Origin of the sequence: Pontibacter lucknowensis (genome assembly GCF_900156415.1) — a bacterium.
In the GTDB taxonomy this organism is placed as follows: domain Bacteria; phylum Bacteroidota; class Bacteroidia; order Cytophagales; family Hymenobacteraceae; genus Pontibacter; species Pontibacter lucknowensis.
Map to the genome: position 1 here is coordinate 108,715 of NZ_FTNM01000002.1, position 16,720 is coordinate 125,434.

15 protein-coding genes are annotated in these 16,720 nt (G+C 51.6%); 10 read left to right on the forward strand and 5 right to left on the reverse strand.

Going from position 1 to position 16,720, the window contains the following annotated elements; genetic code table 11:
* Positions 1–38 precede the first annotated feature (38 nt).
* From BW972_RS06610 to BW972_RS06625, 4 genes are all read right to left on the reverse strand, one after another.
* Positions 39–1,856: an AMP-dependent synthetase/ligase gene (locus tag BW972_RS06610; RefSeq protein WP_076421571.1), complete on the reverse strand. Its 1,818-nt coding sequence runs from the start codon at positions 1,854–1,856 to the stop codon at positions 39–41.
* Positions 1,857–1,930: 74 nt separating this feature from the next.
* On the reverse strand, positions 1,931–3,052 hold the full coding sequence (locus BW972_RS06615) for an MBL fold metallo-hydrolase (protein WP_076421572.1): 1,122 nt from the start codon (positions 3,050–3,052) through the stop codon (positions 1,931–1,933).
* Positions 3,053–3,179: 127 nt separating this feature from the next.
* The gene (locus BW972_RS06620; RefSeq protein WP_076421573.1) at positions 3,180–3,653 is read right to left on the reverse strand and encodes a COG2426 family protein; all 474 of its coding nucleotides are present in this window, start codon (positions 3,651–3,653) and stop codon (positions 3,180–3,182) included.
* Positions 3,654–4,147: 494 nt separating this feature from the next.
* The gene (locus BW972_RS06625) at positions 4,148–5,260 is read right to left on the reverse strand and encodes an SDR family oxidoreductase (RefSeq protein WP_007659095.1); all 1,113 of its coding nucleotides are present in this window, start codon (positions 5,258–5,260) and stop codon (positions 4,148–4,150) included.
* A 189-nt stretch (positions 5,261–5,449) separates the two neighbouring features.
* On the opposite strand from BW972_RS06625, the gene BW972_RS06630 reads away from it, so the two are divergent.
* The 4 genes from BW972_RS06630 (at position 5,450) to BW972_RS06645 (ending at position 9,469) form a co-directional block, all read left to right on the forward strand.
* The gene (locus BW972_RS06630; protein WP_076421574.1) at positions 5,450–5,677 is read left to right on the forward strand and encodes a hypothetical protein; all 228 of its coding nucleotides are present in this window, start codon (positions 5,450–5,452) and stop codon (positions 5,675–5,677) included.
* Positions 5,678–5,752: 75 nt separating this feature from the next.
* Positions 5,753–6,307 carry a serine acetyltransferase gene (locus tag BW972_RS20165; protein WP_007659093.1) on the forward strand — a complete coding sequence of 185 codons (555 nt, stop codon included), beginning with the start codon at positions 5,753–5,755 and terminating at the stop codon, positions 6,305–6,307.
* A 118-nt stretch (positions 6,308–6,425) separates the two neighbouring features.
* On the forward strand, positions 6,426–8,372 hold the full coding sequence (locus tag BW972_RS06640) for a PAS domain-containing sensor histidine kinase (protein ID WP_234986314.1): 1,947 nt from the start codon (positions 6,426–6,428) through the stop codon (positions 8,370–8,372).
* A gap of 182 nt (positions 8,373–8,554) precedes the next feature.
* Positions 8,555–9,469: a pirin family protein gene (locus tag BW972_RS06645; RefSeq protein WP_076421575.1), complete on the forward strand. Its 915-nt coding sequence runs from the start codon at positions 8,555–8,557 to the stop codon at positions 9,467–9,469.
* 10 nt (positions 9,470–9,479) lie between these two features.
* Here BW972_RS06645 and BW972_RS06650 read toward each other — a convergent pair whose 3' ends face one another.
* A complete protein-coding gene (locus BW972_RS06650; protein ID WP_076421576.1) occupies positions 9,480–10,358 on the reverse strand; it encodes an AraC family transcriptional regulator in 879 nt (292 codons plus the stop codon).
* Positions 10,359–10,505: 147 nt separating this feature from the next.
* Here BW972_RS06650 and BW972_RS06655 point away from each other — a divergent pair, with 147 nt between their 5' ends.
* The 6 genes from BW972_RS06655 to BW972_RS06680 all read left to right on the forward strand — a co-directional run bounded on the left by BW972_RS06655 (position 10,506) and on the right by BW972_RS06680 (position 16,711).
* Positions 10,506–10,910 (forward strand): DUF983 domain-containing protein, encoded by a 405-nt coding sequence (locus BW972_RS06655; RefSeq protein WP_040574515.1) that lies wholly within the window; start codon positions 10,506–10,508, stop codon positions 10,908–10,910.
* 300 nt (positions 10,911–11,210) lie between these two features.
* A complete protein-coding gene (locus BW972_RS06660) occupies positions 11,211–11,801 on the forward strand; it encodes a TetR/AcrR family transcriptional regulator (protein WP_007659077.1) in 591 nt (196 codons plus the stop codon).
* Positions 11,802–12,013: 212 nt separating this feature from the next.
* Positions 12,014–13,255, forward strand: a complete 1,242-nt coding sequence (gene spt, locus BW972_RS06665) for a serine palmitoyltransferase (RefSeq protein ID WP_076421577.1) — start codon at positions 12,014–12,016, stop codon at positions 13,253–13,255.
* On the forward strand, positions 13,233–14,354 hold the full coding sequence (locus BW972_RS06670) for a hypothetical protein (protein WP_007659071.1): 1,122 nt from the start codon (positions 13,233–13,235) through the stop codon (positions 14,352–14,354). Before spt ends, BW972_RS06670 begins: the two co-directional genes overlap by 23 nt.
* A complete protein-coding gene (locus tag BW972_RS06675; RefSeq protein ID WP_076421578.1) occupies positions 14,351–15,343 on the forward strand; it encodes an NAD-dependent epimerase/dehydratase family protein in 993 nt (330 codons plus the stop codon). Before BW972_RS06670 ends, BW972_RS06675 begins: the two co-directional genes overlap by 4 nt.
* 39 nt (positions 15,344–15,382) lie before the next feature.
* A complete protein-coding gene (locus BW972_RS06680; protein WP_076421579.1) occupies positions 15,383–16,711 on the forward strand; it encodes an inositol-3-phosphate synthase in 1,329 nt (442 codons plus the stop codon).
* Positions 16,712–16,720 lie beyond the last annotated feature (9 nt).

Here is a 16,720-nt window from a genome sequence, read left to right on the forward strand (position 1 = left end):
ATTATTCGCTTGTGGTGCATGAACTGTCGCAGGCAGTGTTAGGCATACAGTGAGCTCACAAGGTCCTGATACCTTTCCAGAATAACCCGTCGCTTGAGTTTGAGGGTTGGGGTGAGCTCCCCATTTTCGATGGACCACTCACCCGGTATAAGTGCGAACTTTTTGATCTGCTCTACCGGGTTGAACTCCAGGTTATACTGGTTCACAGCCTGTTTGATCAGTGTCCATACCTCTTTGTCTTCCAGCACCGCCAGGTTGCCCGGGTAAGACTTGCCCTGTGTTTCGTACCATTCCCGCAGCTTGTTGAAGGCTGGCACGATCAGGGCTCCCACAAATTTCTGCATTTCGCCGACGACCATGATCTGCTCGATCCAGCCGCTCTCCACCATCTTGTTTTCGATCGGCTGCGGGGCGACATATTTGCCGCCGCTTGTCTTGAAAAGCTCTTTCTTGCGGTCGGTTATCTTCAGGAATTTTCCATCGATCAAAGTACCGATGTCGCCGGTATGCAGCCAGCCCTCGTTATCGATCACCTCCGCAGTCAGGTCAGGCCGTTTGTAATAGCCCATCATTACATTGGGGCCTTTGCAAAGGATCTCTCCGTCTGGTGCGATCTTCACTTCCACATTTTTGAGGAGCGGACCTACTGTACCGAACATGCGGTTTTCCTCGGAATAGCGATTGCCACTGATAATCGGGGAGGCCTCGGTGAGACCGTAACCTTCCTGTATGACGATGCCGGCGGCTGTGAAGATGCGGAGCAGTCGCACCTGGCAGGCGGCTGCTCCTGTTATAACCGACTTCACTTCGCCTCCTAGTGCCTGACGCCATTTGCTGAACACCAGCCGGTCGGCTATGGCCAGCTGCAGCCGGTAGGTCAACGGCATCGGCTTGTTGATCTCAAAACGCTCGGCCAGGTCCAGTGCCCAGAAAAAGATCTTCTTCTTGTTGCCCGTCAGCTCGGAGCCTTTGGCCACAATGCCTTCGTATACCTTCTCGAGCAGGCGCGGCACGGTCGTGAAAATAGTGGGTTTGACTTCCCGCAGGTTGCCGGCAATGGTTTCCATCCCTTCGGCATAGTAAATGGATACGCCACAGTAGAAGTAGCAGTAGGTGGCCATGCGTTCGAAAGCATGGTTGAGCGGCAGAAAACTGATGGCCTTTTTGCGGAACACGCCCACTTCTTCAATGATCAGGGCACTGTCGAAGACATTGCTCAGGATACTGAAGTGGGAGAGCATCACCCCTTTGGGAGTGCCTGTAGTGCCGGAGGTGTACAGGATGGTGGCCAGGTCGTTTTCGTCTATGGCATCGCGTAGTACCTCCAGCTGTTGCAGGGTATGGGCAGCAGGCTCGGTCAGCAGCTCTTTCCAGGAGGGAGCATCCTCTACTGGTTTGAAGGTATAGATCGCCTGCAGTTCAGGCAGGTCATCCTGCATCCCTACTATCTTGCGATACAGCACTTCATTGCCGACAAAGATCATTTTGACGGCGGCATCGCGCAGGATAAACTCCAACTCACTGTTGCTGATAGTCGGGTAGATGGGGACCGAAATAGCACCGATCTGCTGGATGCCCATGTCCACCAGCATCCATTCCGGACAGTTCGGGCTGATAATGGCCACCTTGTCACGGCCTTCCGGGCTGCCGTCGTTTCTGCTGATACCGGCACTGAGCAGGGAGGCACTGATGCGGTTGACCAAGTCCTTTACTTCCTGGGTGCTGTAGGTGCGCCACTGGCCGTCTTCTTTTGAGGCCAGCATATCGTCAAGTGGAAACTGCTGCAACTGCCAGTCAATGCAGTCAAAGAGGCGTGCAGGCCTGGCCTGCTGTGTGGTGTTCGTATTGTTTCTCAAAACGTGATACTTGTGTAGATGCCTATTAGCAATACTGCGAACAGGCTTTCTGTGTTGCTAATTTGGGCCAGGTCCTATTCCCACCACTTGCTGCGGGGTGTCTGGCGACCTAGTATGATCGATTGCCCGATGCGCGGCGTCGTCATCATTATATTTTGAGCCTTGGCTGCTTTGGTCACTCGCTCGATCGGGTCGGTCCAGGAATGCAGGGCGAGTGCGAAGGCGCCCCAATGGATGGGCATCATCAGTTTTCCTTTCAGGTCGAGGTGTGCCTGCACGGTTTGCTCCGGCATCATGTGGATGCTGGACCAGAGCTCGTTGTACTGTCCGCACTCCAGCAGTGTAATATCGAAGGGCCCGTATTTCTCACCGATTTCTTTAAACCCATCGAAGTAACCCGTATCACCACTGAAGAAGATGCGGTCGTTTTTGCCCAGGATCACCCAGGAGGCCCAAAGGGTTTTCATGCGATCAGAGAAGCCGCGACCGGAGAAATGGCGGGCTGGGGTGGCGACAAACTTTATACCTGCCATCTCGGCCTCGTCCCACCAGTCCAGTTCCGTGATCCTTTCGGCGGGCACACCCCAGCGCTCCAGGTGAGCACCCACGCCAAGTGCTACATAAAAGTGTCCGGTTTTATCGGCCAGTTGTTTGATGGAGCCATAATCCAGGTGGTCATAGTGATCATGCGAGATCAGGATGGCATCGATATAGGGCAGGTCTTCGATAGGTATAGGCAGCTCCTCGTTGAAGCGCTTGGGCCCCATAAAACTGATCGGGGAGGCCCGTTCGCCCAGCATCGGGTCTACGAGCAGCCGCTTGCCGTCCAGCTCGATCAGGAAAGCGGAGTGCCCGAACCAGGTGATGATGGTGGCTGTGTCCTGCACGCGCTCTAGTTGTGCAGGCGCTATTTTATCAACAGGCAGGTACCAGTCCGGCTCCTGGTTTTCAACCTCGTCGAAGAATCGTGAGCGAATCATCTTCACATAGCCTTTGAAGCCGATGTCCATGTTGGTCTCGACTGGGTTATGGAAGACACCATCGTGGTAGTGAGGAGAGGCCTGCATGGCCTGCAATCGCTTGCCTTTGGCCTCTGCGCCAAACTGAGGAGAGAGCTGCATGAAGCTGCAACCGGCCACACCGATAAGAAGCAAAAGAAAAAGGAAGGTATAGCTGATGATCCGTTTTAGCGTCATGGGGCAAAATTACGAATTCTTCTGATGCAGGAGGGGATTGCACAGCAAAAAGCCCTGCTTGCGTTCAGCCATTCAGGCTTTGCAAGCAGGGCTTTCATATGTATCCGGTAAAATCCGGTATGCCGTCTTAGTTAAAGGAAAGCTGCGTCACACCCAGGTGACCCAGGTGCGTTGCCAGGGCCATGAAGATAGACGAGATCACTACACCCAAGCTAATGGCCATGAATGCTTTCTTGCGCTCGATCTTGAAGATATTGGCTGCAATGGTACCCATATAAGCCCCGGTACCAGGAAGCGGTATCATCACAAATACCATCAGTCCCCAGAAACCATGCTTTTTCACGTTGTCGCCAGCGATCTTTTTAGCTCGCTTCGACAGAAAGATAACACCTTTTTTGTAGGCTTTGAATGGCCAGAACTTCTGACTAAATGTATCGATCAGCCACATGAACAGTGGAAACACCAGGGTGTTGGCCACCGTGCCGATCAGAAAAGCCAGTATAAAGTGAACATTGTTCAGAATGGCGTAAGGTATGCCTGCCCGCGCTTCACCGAAAGGGGAGATACTCAGAAGAAAGGTATAAAGAAGCGTTTCAAACATATTGTTCTAAAAAAATAAGCTAAGCTACTATTTTAAAGTCTGCAAATATAACGTCAAAATCGGTGGTTATACATCAGAACATGCTACTGTCACTGAAAATATTTTATCCACCTCTATATCAGACGTTTCAGTTGAGTAACTAGTGCACCTGTAACAGCATCACTATCAATTTAATTCAACGTGTTTTAGTAGTTTTTTGATATAGTGATTTACTAATTATAAATATAATATCAGATGTGTTTCTGGTTTGATTAAGCTAAAATAACCCTTATAGATTCTTAAGCCATATTTTAAACAAATTTTTGTTGGGCGGATGTGGGATTGTGTTAAGCCTTAATGCTTGTTTTTATTGTAATATTTTTATTTTGGAAATCTGGCTGTCTCAGCTGCTCTCTATATAAAAACAAAAACAGGTGCAAAAGTTCTGGAATTTGCACCTGTTTTCGAAGCTTTTATGCATTGCCTGCACAGTTGGCGCAGGCAGAAAAAGCAGTTTAGAGCGGTCGCTGCGGAGGAAGTGGATTAACATTCACTTCTTCTACAATCTCCACAACCTCTACCATCTCTGGTTTGGTATTCTCCTGCTTGTAATTGCGCTTACCGTTGTCTGTGCGCTTTTTGCCCATCAGAGCCAGAGCAGCGGCACCTGCTGCGGCGACTACAGCGCCCGCCACTACCGGGTTGGTGAGTGCTCGGGTATAGAGGCTGGTTGGCATAGTGTCCTTGATGCGGCCATGTATGCGACCGCCTTCACCTGGTCTGTGCAAGGCACCCTCGCGGTGCTGTGCCGGTTCGTCCAGAAGCTGCATGTCCGTCATGAGGAGTTCACTGGAAGTATCCATCAGGCCCGGGGCGATCTTATTCGTAAGGCTCATAAGCTTGCCGCCTCCGCCTACCATCAGGTCGCGCTTCTGGTGAGTGGCAGCATAGAGGATGGCATTGGCCACTTCTTCCGGCTCATATACCGGTGGCGGCAGGGTCAGTTTATGGTCTGTGTAGTTCTTGGCATGGTCAGGGTAGGGGGTGTTTATGCCCGAAGGTTTGATCAGCGTAACCGATACAGGTGCTTCATCCTCTTCCAGTTCTATGCGCAGGGAGTCTGTAAAGCCCTTCACAGCATGCTTTGTGGCGCTGTACATGCCCTGCATCGGGATACCCATGTCGGACAGCACGCTGCCAATGTTGATGATCGCCCCACCCCGGTTGCGCAGGTGCATAGCGGCCATCTGTGAGCCATACACTACTCCCCAGAAGTTGGTGTCGAAGAGGCGGCGGTTGTCTTCGTCACTCACCTCCAGCAGGCGGCCGTAAACGGAAACGCCGGCATTGTTCACCCAGGTATCAAAGCCGCCAAAATGTGACATGGCCATATCGGCGATACGCTGCACATCCTGCTGACGAGCCACGTCAGCCCCGATGGCAATGGCTTCGCCGCCTTTGTCATTTATTTCCTGTGCTATATCATATAGCGCCTGCTCGTTGCGGGCCGCCAGCACCAGGCGCGCTCCTTTTTCGGCTGCGGCAAAGGCCGTGCAAAGCCCGATACCGCTCGATGCCCCTGTAATCACGATTACCTGGTCCTTCAATGGTTTTAGTTTGATCTTCATAGTTCATCAGTTGTTTTGTCGGAAAAATAGATTGTACCTTAATAAGGTACGCACATCTGGACTTGCAGTTAGGGAATAGCTGCTTCAGACACCAGGCTTTCACTAAGTTTTACACCTCTTTTGGTTTTAGTTTTCCGGGGAAAAAACGGCAACGTCGGGTTTTGGGTGACAGGGCAGCTTTGAAATTAAATGGCTAGTATTGTGGTTATACAGCAGGACCATACCCCTGAGATAAATAAAATGACCGAAGAAGAGTTCGACGCCACGTTCACCTATACCTTAGACATGCTGCTGGCTGCCATGGCAGAGGAGTCCGAGATTGATCCTGAAAAATTTTTCAGCATGGCCTGTGTTCTTGAAAATCTGCGTTTTTTCAGCCCTGTGCTGTATGGGGCTATCCGGATAAAACCGGAGTAGTGGACAGGCTTGGTTTGAATGTTGCAACGTCAGGCTGCAACATAGCGTATGCGGAATATAAATTAATACTCGCCTATGTTTTTGTCTTACGTGTTCCAGGACTGGAATGTCAACAAAGGAAATCTGAAAGGGCGCCTCGTGATGGTGCTATTCCGCCTGGCCCGACCTGCTTCTATCAACACCTTTTTTCGCATTATCTGGTTGCCATACCTGGCCTTCTACAAGTTCTTTGTCGAATGGGTATTGGGTATAGAACTGCCTCACTGGACTACCGTGGGCAAGAATTTTTTCCTGGGCCACGGACAGGCCCTGGTGGTGAACGGCTGCTCCGTGATCGGTGAAAACTGCTTTTTCCGCCACTCCACTACCCTGGGTAACATACGTCGTGAAGACGGCAGTTATACCGGTTCTCCTATTATCGGTAACAACGTGGAACTAGGTGCCAACGTGTGCATCATCGGGGAGGTGCGCATAGGGAACAACGTGCGTATTGGTGCGGGATCTGTCGTAGTAAAAGACATACCTGATAACTGCGTAGCAGTGGGTAATCCGGCCCGTGTCATCAGGCGTCTTGACCAGCCCGCCATGCCTGATGAGGTAAACAGTAACCTGCAGCCGCAGGAGGTATAGCCTGGCTTTTCGCCATACCTAGTTAATTTTTTTCCATATATTGCCTAAATACCAGCAATTTTAACCTAAAAAGCTGAAGACTCTCATACCTACTCACCTTACCTAAGCAGCTTTTTTAATGGACATGAACTTAAAACCAGTTACTGCCTCCGCAGCAGGTATAGACACCGGCGGTGAGGAGCAGTACCGGATTCTGATCGACAGCATAACAGACTATGCCATTTTTCTGCTCAACCCGGAGGGCTACATCAGCACTTGGAATACCGGGGCGAAGCAGATAAAAGGCTATGATGCTGAAGAGATCATCGGAAAGCATTTTTCGATCTTTTACACGAAAAAGGATGTTGCCGAAAATCACCCGGCAGCGGAACTGAGCAAAGCCATCCTGGAGGGCAAGTACACAGAGGAAGGCTGGCGCGTGAAAAAGGACGGCTCCGTCTTCTGGGCGAATGTGGTCATCACACCCGTGTATAACAAAGACCAGCAGCTGATTGCCTTCTCTAAGGTCACCCGAGACCTGTCGGAGCGCAAAAAGGCCGAGGATGATCTGTACCGTGCCTTTGAGGAGTTGAAGGAGAGCGAAGAACGCTTCCGTCTGCTCATAGAGGGGGTGACAGACTATGCCATCTTCATGCTGGACCCGGGGGGCAATGTGGCTACCTGGAATCATGGTGCCCGCCGCATGAATGGCTATGAAGCGCACGAGATCATCGGAAAGTATTTTTCCAGGTTCTACAGCCAGGAGCAGGTAGAGGAGGGGTTTCCGGATTATGAACTCAGGCAGGCAAAAGAGCACGGCAGATTTGAGGACACAGGCTGGCGCTATAGGAAGGACGGTTCTGTCTTCTGGGCAAACACGGTGATCACTGCCATTTTCAATGAAAAGAACGACCTGATCGGCTTTTCGAAAATAACCCGCGACCTGACTGAAAAGCTTCAGATGGAGCAACAGCTTTTCCGTGTGAATGAAGAGCTGCGGGAGAGTGAAGAAAAAAGCCGCCTGCTGATCGATGGTGTAAAGGACTACGCCATTCTGATGCTGAATCCAGAAGGGATCGTGATGAGCTGGAACGAAGGGGCCGAACGTATCAAGGGCTACAAATCAGGAGAGATCATCGGCCGTCATTTTTCTGCTTTCTACGATCGGGAATCTATCTCAAAAGGCTTTCCGCAGTATGAACTCAGGAAGGCGCAGGAGGTGGGTCGCTTTGAAGACGAGGGCTGGCGCATTCGCAAGGACGGTACTGCTTTTTGGGCAAATGTGGTGATAACCCCCATTTACAACGGCAAAAAGCGGCTGCTGGGTTACTCCAAAGTAACCCGGGACCTGACAGAACGCCGCCGCAACGAGGAGCTGATGCACAAGAATAGTGAGCTGATCAAGATCAACAACGAGCTTGATAATTTTGTGTACGCGGCCTCCCATGACCTGAAAGCGCCGATCACCAACCTCGAAGGCCTGCTGCAGGCGCTGGAGGAAGACCTGGAGGATGACTTACAGAAACACGAGGTGCTGTTAAAACACATGAATGGCGCACTGGGCACGCTTAAAAACGTGATCGCAGACTTGTCTGATGTGACGAAACTGAAACACGAGCACGAGGCACCGGAAGACGTGCAGATTCGGGACATGCTGGAAGACATCAAGATCAGCCTGCAGCCTTACATCGAACACACCGGGGCAGTTGTACAGTGCAAGGACATGGCCTTTGAGACCCTGCGCTACTCCCGCAAAAACCTGCGGAGCATTCTGTTCAACCTGGTCTCCAATGCCATCAAGTATTCGAACCCTGATCGAAGTCCGATCGTCAAAATCAGCACAACCATAACTGAAAGTGGGGTGTACGAACTCTCGGTACAGGATAACGGCCTGGGCCTGGCCCCGAGTCAGATCGGTAAGATTTTCTCTTTGTTTAAGCGTGCACATGACCATGTGGAGGGTTCAGGTATAGGACTATACCTGGTGAAGCGTATTCTCGACAACTCCGGCGACAGTATTTCAGTGGAAAGTGAGGAAGCAGTGGGTTCCAGATTTATAGTTCGCTTCCATCAGGCAAAGAAATGATGACCATACCTGTAATGTCATTTACCTTCCAGATGAAGGCAGGATAGAAGTAAAAAGGGACTGGGCGTAGCATAACTTTCAGCGTATACTTCAGTAAGTAGGTATGGGCGCGGCCCGGGCATGGCCATCGCGCAGAGGGAAGCGTTTCATGCCAGGTATAGGATTATATTAAATGTACACGAATGCTGGATCTTGTCATTGAAGCACGCAAAGCCTCGCTCGCTCCCGGAATGGACGTGCGGCGTATTCTGCCGTTTCGGCTCCGCCGCATGGTAGGCCCCTTTATCTTCATGGACCATGCCGGTCCTGTAGACCTGCAGCCGCCCATCAGCCACGACATGGATGTGCTGCCACATCCGCACATAGGCCTTTCCACGGTCAGCTACCTGTTTGGCGGACAGGTGACCCACCGCGACAGCCTGGGCGTGGAGCAGATCATCAGGCCGGGAGAGGTAAACTGGATGACAGCAGGTAGCGGCATTGCGCACTCCGAACGCTTCGAAGACCCTGCTACCCTGGCCGGGGGCGAGCTCGAAATGATTCAGACCTGGGTAGCGCTGCCTGAGAAGGATGAAGAGTCCGCCCCTTCGTTTGAGAACTATAAACCCGAACAACTTCCCGTTTTTACAGAAACCGGCGTATGGATGCGCCTGATTGCCGGCGACGCTTACGGGCTGCGCAACGGCGTGAAAACCCATTCCCCCCTGTTTTACCTGCATGTCGTGCTGGAAAAAGGCGCCCGTTTTGGTTTGCCAAAAGAGCACTCAGAACGGGGTGTTTATGTGGCCAAAGGCAGTATAGAAGTCTCCCACAGAACCTATACCGTAGGGCAGATGCTGGTCTTCAACATAGGGGCAGACCCTATGATCGTGGCAAAAGAACCAACTACTTTGATGCTGCTTGGCGGAGAGCCAGTGGGCGAGCGCTACATCTGGTGGAATTTTGTGTCCTCGCGCAAGGAGCGGATAGAACAGGCGAAAGCAGACTGGAAAGAAGGACGCATCCTGCTGCCACCCACTGACAACCTGGAGTACGTTCCACTTCCTGCCGATCGTTCCAAACCTGCCGGTGGCCCCTCGCCGCAGGCTCTGTCTTAAGGTATAGCCCTTACTTATTCGAAGCCCTGAATTGCTCGGGGGTGCAGCCTATGTGTTTTTTGAAAAAACGGAAGAAATAGGTATTGTCAAAGTAACCGAGTTCCGCAGCGATTTGAGAACTCGTGAGGTCAGCATGTACCAGGAGGCGCTGCGCCTCCAGCAATGTTCTGTCCTGTATCAGTTCCTTAGTGGTTTTGTTCAGGGCATTGCGGCAGACGTCGTTCAGGTGCTTGGGCGTCACATGCAGGCGTTCTGCATAAAAAGACACAGGTTGTTGCTCCTTGTAGTGCAGGTCGATGAGTCGCTCCAGCTGCTGCAGCAGGGCAAGATCTTTTGCAAAAGTCCCTTTCACAGCCTTACCCGGTCTGAAAATACGGGTTAGCTCGATCAGCAGTATGTCCAGGTACCTGCTAAGGGCCACATCTCGCATCAAACCGTTCTGCCTGTATTCCTGCTGCAGCAGTTGCAGGATGGGCATCAGGGTATTTTCATGAGCCTGGCTGATCCGGAGCACCGGGTTGTAGAGCAGGGCATTGAAAAACGGAAATTCGAACGGCATCCTGTGCGGATACTCCTTTGCATAAAACTCCTGCGAAAAGAAAATGATCAGGCCATCGGCATCACTCGAGAGCTCCCAACTGTGCACCTGCCCGGGCGTCAGAAAGAACACGTTGCCGGGCTGTACGTCATAGGTCTTGAAGTCTATGGTATGTGTACCCTGGCCCTGCGTGACAAACAGGATAATGTAAAAGTCGTGTTTGTGAGGTTTGCGGATGAACAGGTGCTCCTGCAGGTGGGCAGAAAAAGAGCTGATGTAGAAGTACCTGTCTTTGCGGGACCGGGCTTCAAAATCCTGTATCTGGTAAATGGGAAGATGTTCTTTTGCCATGGCAGTTTTCGTTCTATGCCCTCGGATGAATCACTTGATTTGAGCGCTGAGTGCGCAGCCTAAAAGTACAGCATTTCGTCGTTTTTGTGCCGATTCAACAGCATACTAAAGAGCTAAATTTGCTTAGTCATTAGGATACAGAACGTCATGAGCGAGAAAAAGTCATTTTTATACAGTGTCGCTACCGCAAAATGCCCGCGCTGCCGGGAGGGGAACATGTTTCCGGAAGGAACCTTGTATAGCCCCAGGTTCGCAGACATGCACGCGAACTGCCCCTGCTGCGGTCAGGTTTTTGAGCCGGAGCCGGGCTATTACTATGGGGCCATGTATGTGAGCTTCGCATTCAATGTGGCTGTTTTTCTGGTGTTTCTTTTTGTGATGTACCAGGCAGGAGTGGAGGTAACCATCCCCATGATGATGGCCCTGGTCGGAATAACCGTAGTGGGTTTGCTGCCGATCATCTTCCGACTGTCCCGATCCCTTTGGATCCATATCTTTATCAGGTATGAGGGGCCCAGCACCCAGATCCCCAAAAAGTTGCACACACACTGATCCGGGAGCAGGTAGCACTGCTGCAGAACCGGGGATGAAAATAGGCCAGACAAAGAACTTGTCCGGCTGAAGCGATACTATATGCTGCACAGGCCCTGAAGATGGGCTTTGTGGCCTGCATATAGTAGGTTTAGTTTGATTAGACCGCTCCAGGTATACCTGGAGCGGTCATTTGTTTTCGGGGGGTAGGTATAGAGATATCGTTCGGTGATACCCGTAAAAAAAATGGTCTGGGAAAAGTAGATTAATGTTTAACTTTCTTTTACCTTTGGACCGAAAAACGATTTTGGTCTAACGTGTATGAACGAGAAGGATGAGCTTGTAAGAAAGGAGATTCTGGACGAAGCCCAAAAACTGTTCAGGCACTTTGGCTGGGCCAAGACCACCATGGAGGACATAGCCAAAGCCGCCGGAAAAGGAAAGAGTACACTTTATTATTACTATAAAAGTAAAGACGATATCTTTGATGCGGTCCTCACACGCGAGATGGACGAGGTTTTCCGGACGCTGCAGGAGGAGGTGAACAAAGCACAGACAGCTGAAGACAAACTGAGAACCCTTTGTCTTACCCGGTTCAACATCCTCAAAAAGAAAGCGAACCTGTACACTGTAATAAAAGGGGACATAGAAGCCAACATTCCGCGCCTGAGGGATCTGCACAGACGATATGAACTGAGAGAAATCAGCTTGGTTCGGAATATCCTCCGGTTTGGCCTCGAACGGAAAGAGTTTGCCCAGTATGCGGCAGATGATATAGATGCCATCGCATTCGCTATGGTTTGCGCTTTTCGCGGACTTGAGGTAGGCTTGCTGGTCGAAAATAACTTTGCAGCGCTGGAAGGCAGGATGGACATCATCAATAATATTTTAATGCGCGGATTGAAAACGTAAATTTTCGGTCTGACCAAAGTGCTTTCCAAAAATAATCCATAAAATTTAAGGAATTATTGATAATAAATAGTAGTATTAGTAGGGATAAGTAGTTCTATAGTTTATGAACCAAGAGAACTGTGTGAATGTCAACGCGCAGTTTTAAACCGGCTGAAAACGTGCTGGAGTTCATGCCAGTTAAATAAATACAGATAACAATTAACGTGTTGTAGATGGGCAATATACTTCGTGAGAAAATCCTCGCCCGTGAGAAGAGTGCTGCGCACCATGCAGCTGAAAGAGCGATGGCGCAGGGGGCCTATCCTTATTTCAGATCAATAGAGTCTGCTCAGGATACGGAAGTGATCATAAACGGTCAGAAGGTGCTGATGTTTGGGTCGAACGCTTATTTGGGACTTACAAACCATCCGAAGGTAAAGGAAGCGGCCATTAGGGCAATTGAGCAGTATGGTAGTGGCTGTGCAGGTTCCCGTTTTCTGAATGGCACGCTGGACATACATCAGGAGTTGGAGCGCAGACTGGCAGAATATGTGGGCAAGGACGCCGCCCTGGTGTTCAGCACCGGCTTCCAGGTAAACCTGGGCGTGATATCCAGCCTCACCGGCCGCAACGACTACATTATACTCGATGAGTACAACCATGCCTCCATCATCGACGGAAGCAGACTTTCATTCTCCAGGGTGATCAAGTACAGGCACAACGACATGCTTGACCTCGAGAGCAAGTTAAGCCGCCTGCCTGCAGATGCTATCAAGCTGATCGTGGTGGACGGGGTTTTCAGCATGGAGGGTGATATCGTGAAACTGCCGGAGCTGGTGGCCCTGGCTGAGCGCTACGGCGGCAGCATTATGGTAGACGATGCCCACGGACTGGGTGTGATCGGGGAGCAGGGGGCCGGCACGGCCTCGCACTTCGGACTTACCGACCAGGTGGACCTGATCATGGGCACCTTCAGCAAGTCACTTGCCTCGCTGGGTGGTTTCATTGCAAGCGATTTCGATACCATCCAGTACCTGAAGCACCATGCGCGCTCGCTCATTTTCAGTGCGAGCATGTCGCCAGCCTCCGTGGCCAGTACCCTCGCCGCCCTGGACATCATTCAGTCGGAACCGGAGCGCCGTGAGCAGCTTTGGCGTAACACCAACTATGCGATAGAACTCCTGACGGCCGCTGGCCTGGAACTGGGCCCGACGGAAACGCCGATCATTCCGGTCTATGTACGGGACAACTACCAGACCTTTATGGTGACGAAATTGCTGCAGGACAACGGTATTTTTGTGAACCCAGTGGTAGCGCCGGCAGTTCCTGCTGATTCTACCCTGCTGCGTCTCTCCATTATGGCTACGCATACCTTTGACCAGATCGAAGAGGCGGTTACTAAAATTGCTGATGCATTTAAATTGCTCGGCATCAACTCCCGAAATACATCTTATGAAGAGAGTACTGCCTGTTGATACCAAGCAGCAGTTGAAAGCCTTCATTGACTTTCCGCATGCCCTGTATAAAGACGATCCGCACTACGTGCCGGAGCTTTATATGGCGCAAAAGGACCTGTTGACGCCAGGCAAACACCCGTTTCATGACCACTCCGAAGTACAGCTATACCTGGCCTACGACGGTGACAAGCTCGTAGGGCGCATTGCGGCTATACTCAATAACAATCACAACGCTTTCAACAATAGCCGGGACGGTTTTTTCGGATTTTTCGACTGCGTGAATGATGGGGAAGTAGCCAGTATGCTCATCCAGAAGGCACAGCAATGGCTGCTGGCAAAGCAGGTGACCACCATGATCGGTCCGGTGAACTTCTCAACAAATGAAACCTGTGGTTTGCTGGTGGAGGGTTTTGAAAGCTCGCCGGTGGCCATGATGCCCTATAACTACAGCTATTACATACAGCTGCTGGAAAAGCTGGGCTTCCGGAAGAAGGTGGATTTACTGGCTTACCAGTTCCTGTCAGAAGGCTACAACGACAAAGCTGCCCGCATGGCAACAGCTCTTCGTGAGCGTTTGGCACAGAAAGGCATTATCATCCGCCCGATCAACCTGAAAAACTATAAGCAGGAAGCAGAGAGCCTGCGGGAGATCTACAACTCAGCCTGGGACAAGAACCTGGGCTTCGTGCCGATGACACCGAAGGAGTTTGACTACATGGCCAAAGACCTGAAACTGATCGTGGACCCGGATTTCTGTCTGATTGCCGAGCATAACGGGAAAGTGATAGGCTTTTCGCTGGCTATACCTGACATCAACCAGATCCTCAAAAAGATCAAAAGAGGACGTTTGCTGCCAACCGGTATTTTTAAGTTGCTGCTGTTGCGCAAAAAGATAACGGCCGTGCGGATCATCGCGCTGGGCGTGGTGGAAGGGTATCGGAAAATGGGAATAGAAGCCTGTTTCTACGGCGCTGCCATGCAGAAGCACCGGGAAAAGAAGATGCATTCAGCTGAAGCCTCCTGGATACTGGAGAATAACGTGCTGATGAACCAGGGGCTGCTGAAAATGGGTGCTACGCCTTATAAAAAATACAGGATCTACGAGAAGGCGATATGAAGGAGCGTGTACTGATAACGGGAGCAAGCGGCTTTGTGGGGCACCACCTGGTGGAGGCTGCCGTACAGGCAGGGCTGGAGGTATACGCCGCCGTACGCCCTTCCAGCGAGGTAGCGCACCTGCAGAATTTTGACATCCACTACACCTCCCTTAAATTCAACGACTCCGCAGCACTGGTAAAGGAGCTGGAGGAGAAGCAGTACCATTACATCATCCATGCGGCGGGCATCACCAAGGCCAAAAGCGAGCAGGAATACAATAGCGTAAACGCGGACTATACCCAAAAGCTGGCTTTGGCAGCTTTGGAGGCCGATATACCGCTGAAGAAGTTTGTCTTCATCAGCAGCCTGGCGGCGCTGGGGCCGGTAGTGTACAGCGACACAACGCCTATACATGAGCAGAGCAAGGCGCAACCGGTAACAGCCTACGGCAAAAGCAAGCTCCTGGCCGAGCAGTACCTGGCGGAGCTAAAGGATCTGCCGCTGGTCGTGCTGCGCCCGACGGCGGTGTATGGTCCACGGGAGAAAGATATTTTCATCGTTCTCAAGACCCTGAATCTGGGGCTGGAGCCTTACATCAGCAACAAGCCGCAGTGGCTGAGCTTTGTGTATGTGAAAGACCTGGCAAGGGCGGTGATTCAGGCATTGGGCTCAGAAATACACCATGCCTACTACAATGTGTCCGACGGCAACAGCTACGACCGTTACGCCCTGGCTACTATTACCAAGCGCATTTTGGGCAGGAAGGCCATTCGCTTTCACGTGCCGATGGGGGTGGTGACTGTGATGGCCCGGCTACTGGAGGCGGCCTACGCGACCAGCAGCAAAATGCCGGCCCTGAACAAAGAGAAGCTCAACGAGCTGGCCGCCGAGAACTGGAACTGCAGTATCGACCGGATCCGGCAGGACCTGGGCTTTGTGCCGGAGTACGACCTGGAGAAAGGGCTGGCACACACACTGAAATGGTATAAAGAAAACAATTGGCTATAAGTATCTATTTAAAACAGTTTTAGACTTTAAGTGAATAAGATGGAATATCAAGTAAAACCAGCCGAAGGGCGCTTGGGTATCCTGCTTCCGGGACTGGGAGCAGTTGCCACCACATTTATTGCAGGAGTAGAGGCGATCAGAAAAGGTTTCTCGCAGCCTGTAGGTTCACTTTCTCAGATGGGCAACATCCGCCTGGGTAAGCGTACAGATAACCGCAACCCGCTGATCAAGGACTTTGTGCCACTGGCAAACCTGAACGACATCGTTTTTGGTGGCTGGGACGTGTATGAAGACAACGTATTCGAGGCTGCCGCAAACGCGAAAGTGCTGGAGCCGATGCTGCTGCACTCGATCAAGCCGGAGCTGGAGGCCATCAAGCCAATGAAAGCGGTGTTTGACAAGGCCTATGCCAAAAACCTGGACGGCACGCACGTGAAAGAGGCCGCAACTAAGTATGAGCTGGCCGAAGCGCTGATGGAAGACATGCGCACTTTCAAAGAAGAGAACGGCTGCGACCGCCTGGTAATCGTATGGTGCGGCTCTACGGAGGTATACACCGAAGTGAGCGATGTGCACCAGACTGTGGCGGCTTTTGAAGAAGGCCTGCGCAACAACGACCCGCGCATTGCGCCAAGCATGATCTACGCTTATGCGGCGATTAAAATGGGGGTGCCTTATGCAAACGGTGCCCCTAACCTGACAGTAGACATTCCGGCGCTTGTTGAGCTGGCAAAAGAAAAAGGCGTGGCCATCTCCGGCAAAGACTTCAAAACAGGTCAGACGCTGATGAAAACCATCGTGGCTCCTGGTCTGCAAGCCAGAGCGCTGGGTATCAACGGCTGGTTCTCTTCTAACATCCTGGGTAACCGCGACGGCCTGGTGCTGGACGATCCGGATAACTTCAAAACAAAAGAAGTATCGAAGCTAGGCGTGCTGGAAGACATTCTGCACCCGGAGGACAACCCGGAGCTGTACGGCGACCTGTACCACAAAGTACGCATCAACTATTACCCTCCTCACGGCGACAACAAAGAGAGCTGGGACAACATCGACATCTTTGGCTGGCTGGGTTACAAGATGCAGATCAAGATCAACTTCCTGTGCCGCGACTCGATTCTGGCTGCACCTATCGTGCTGGATCTGGCCCTGTTCACCGACCTGGCGCAGCGCTCAGGTATGAGTGGCATACAGGAGTGGCTGTCGTTCTACTACAAGTCGCCGCAGACAGCGGAAGGCCTGCGTCCGGAGCATGACATCTTCAAGCAACTCATCAAGCTGCAGAATACCCTGCGCCACATCATGGGCGAAGACCTGATCACGCACCTGGGGCTGGACTACTACGAAGACATGGTAGAAGAGTCGCTGTAAGCTGAATAT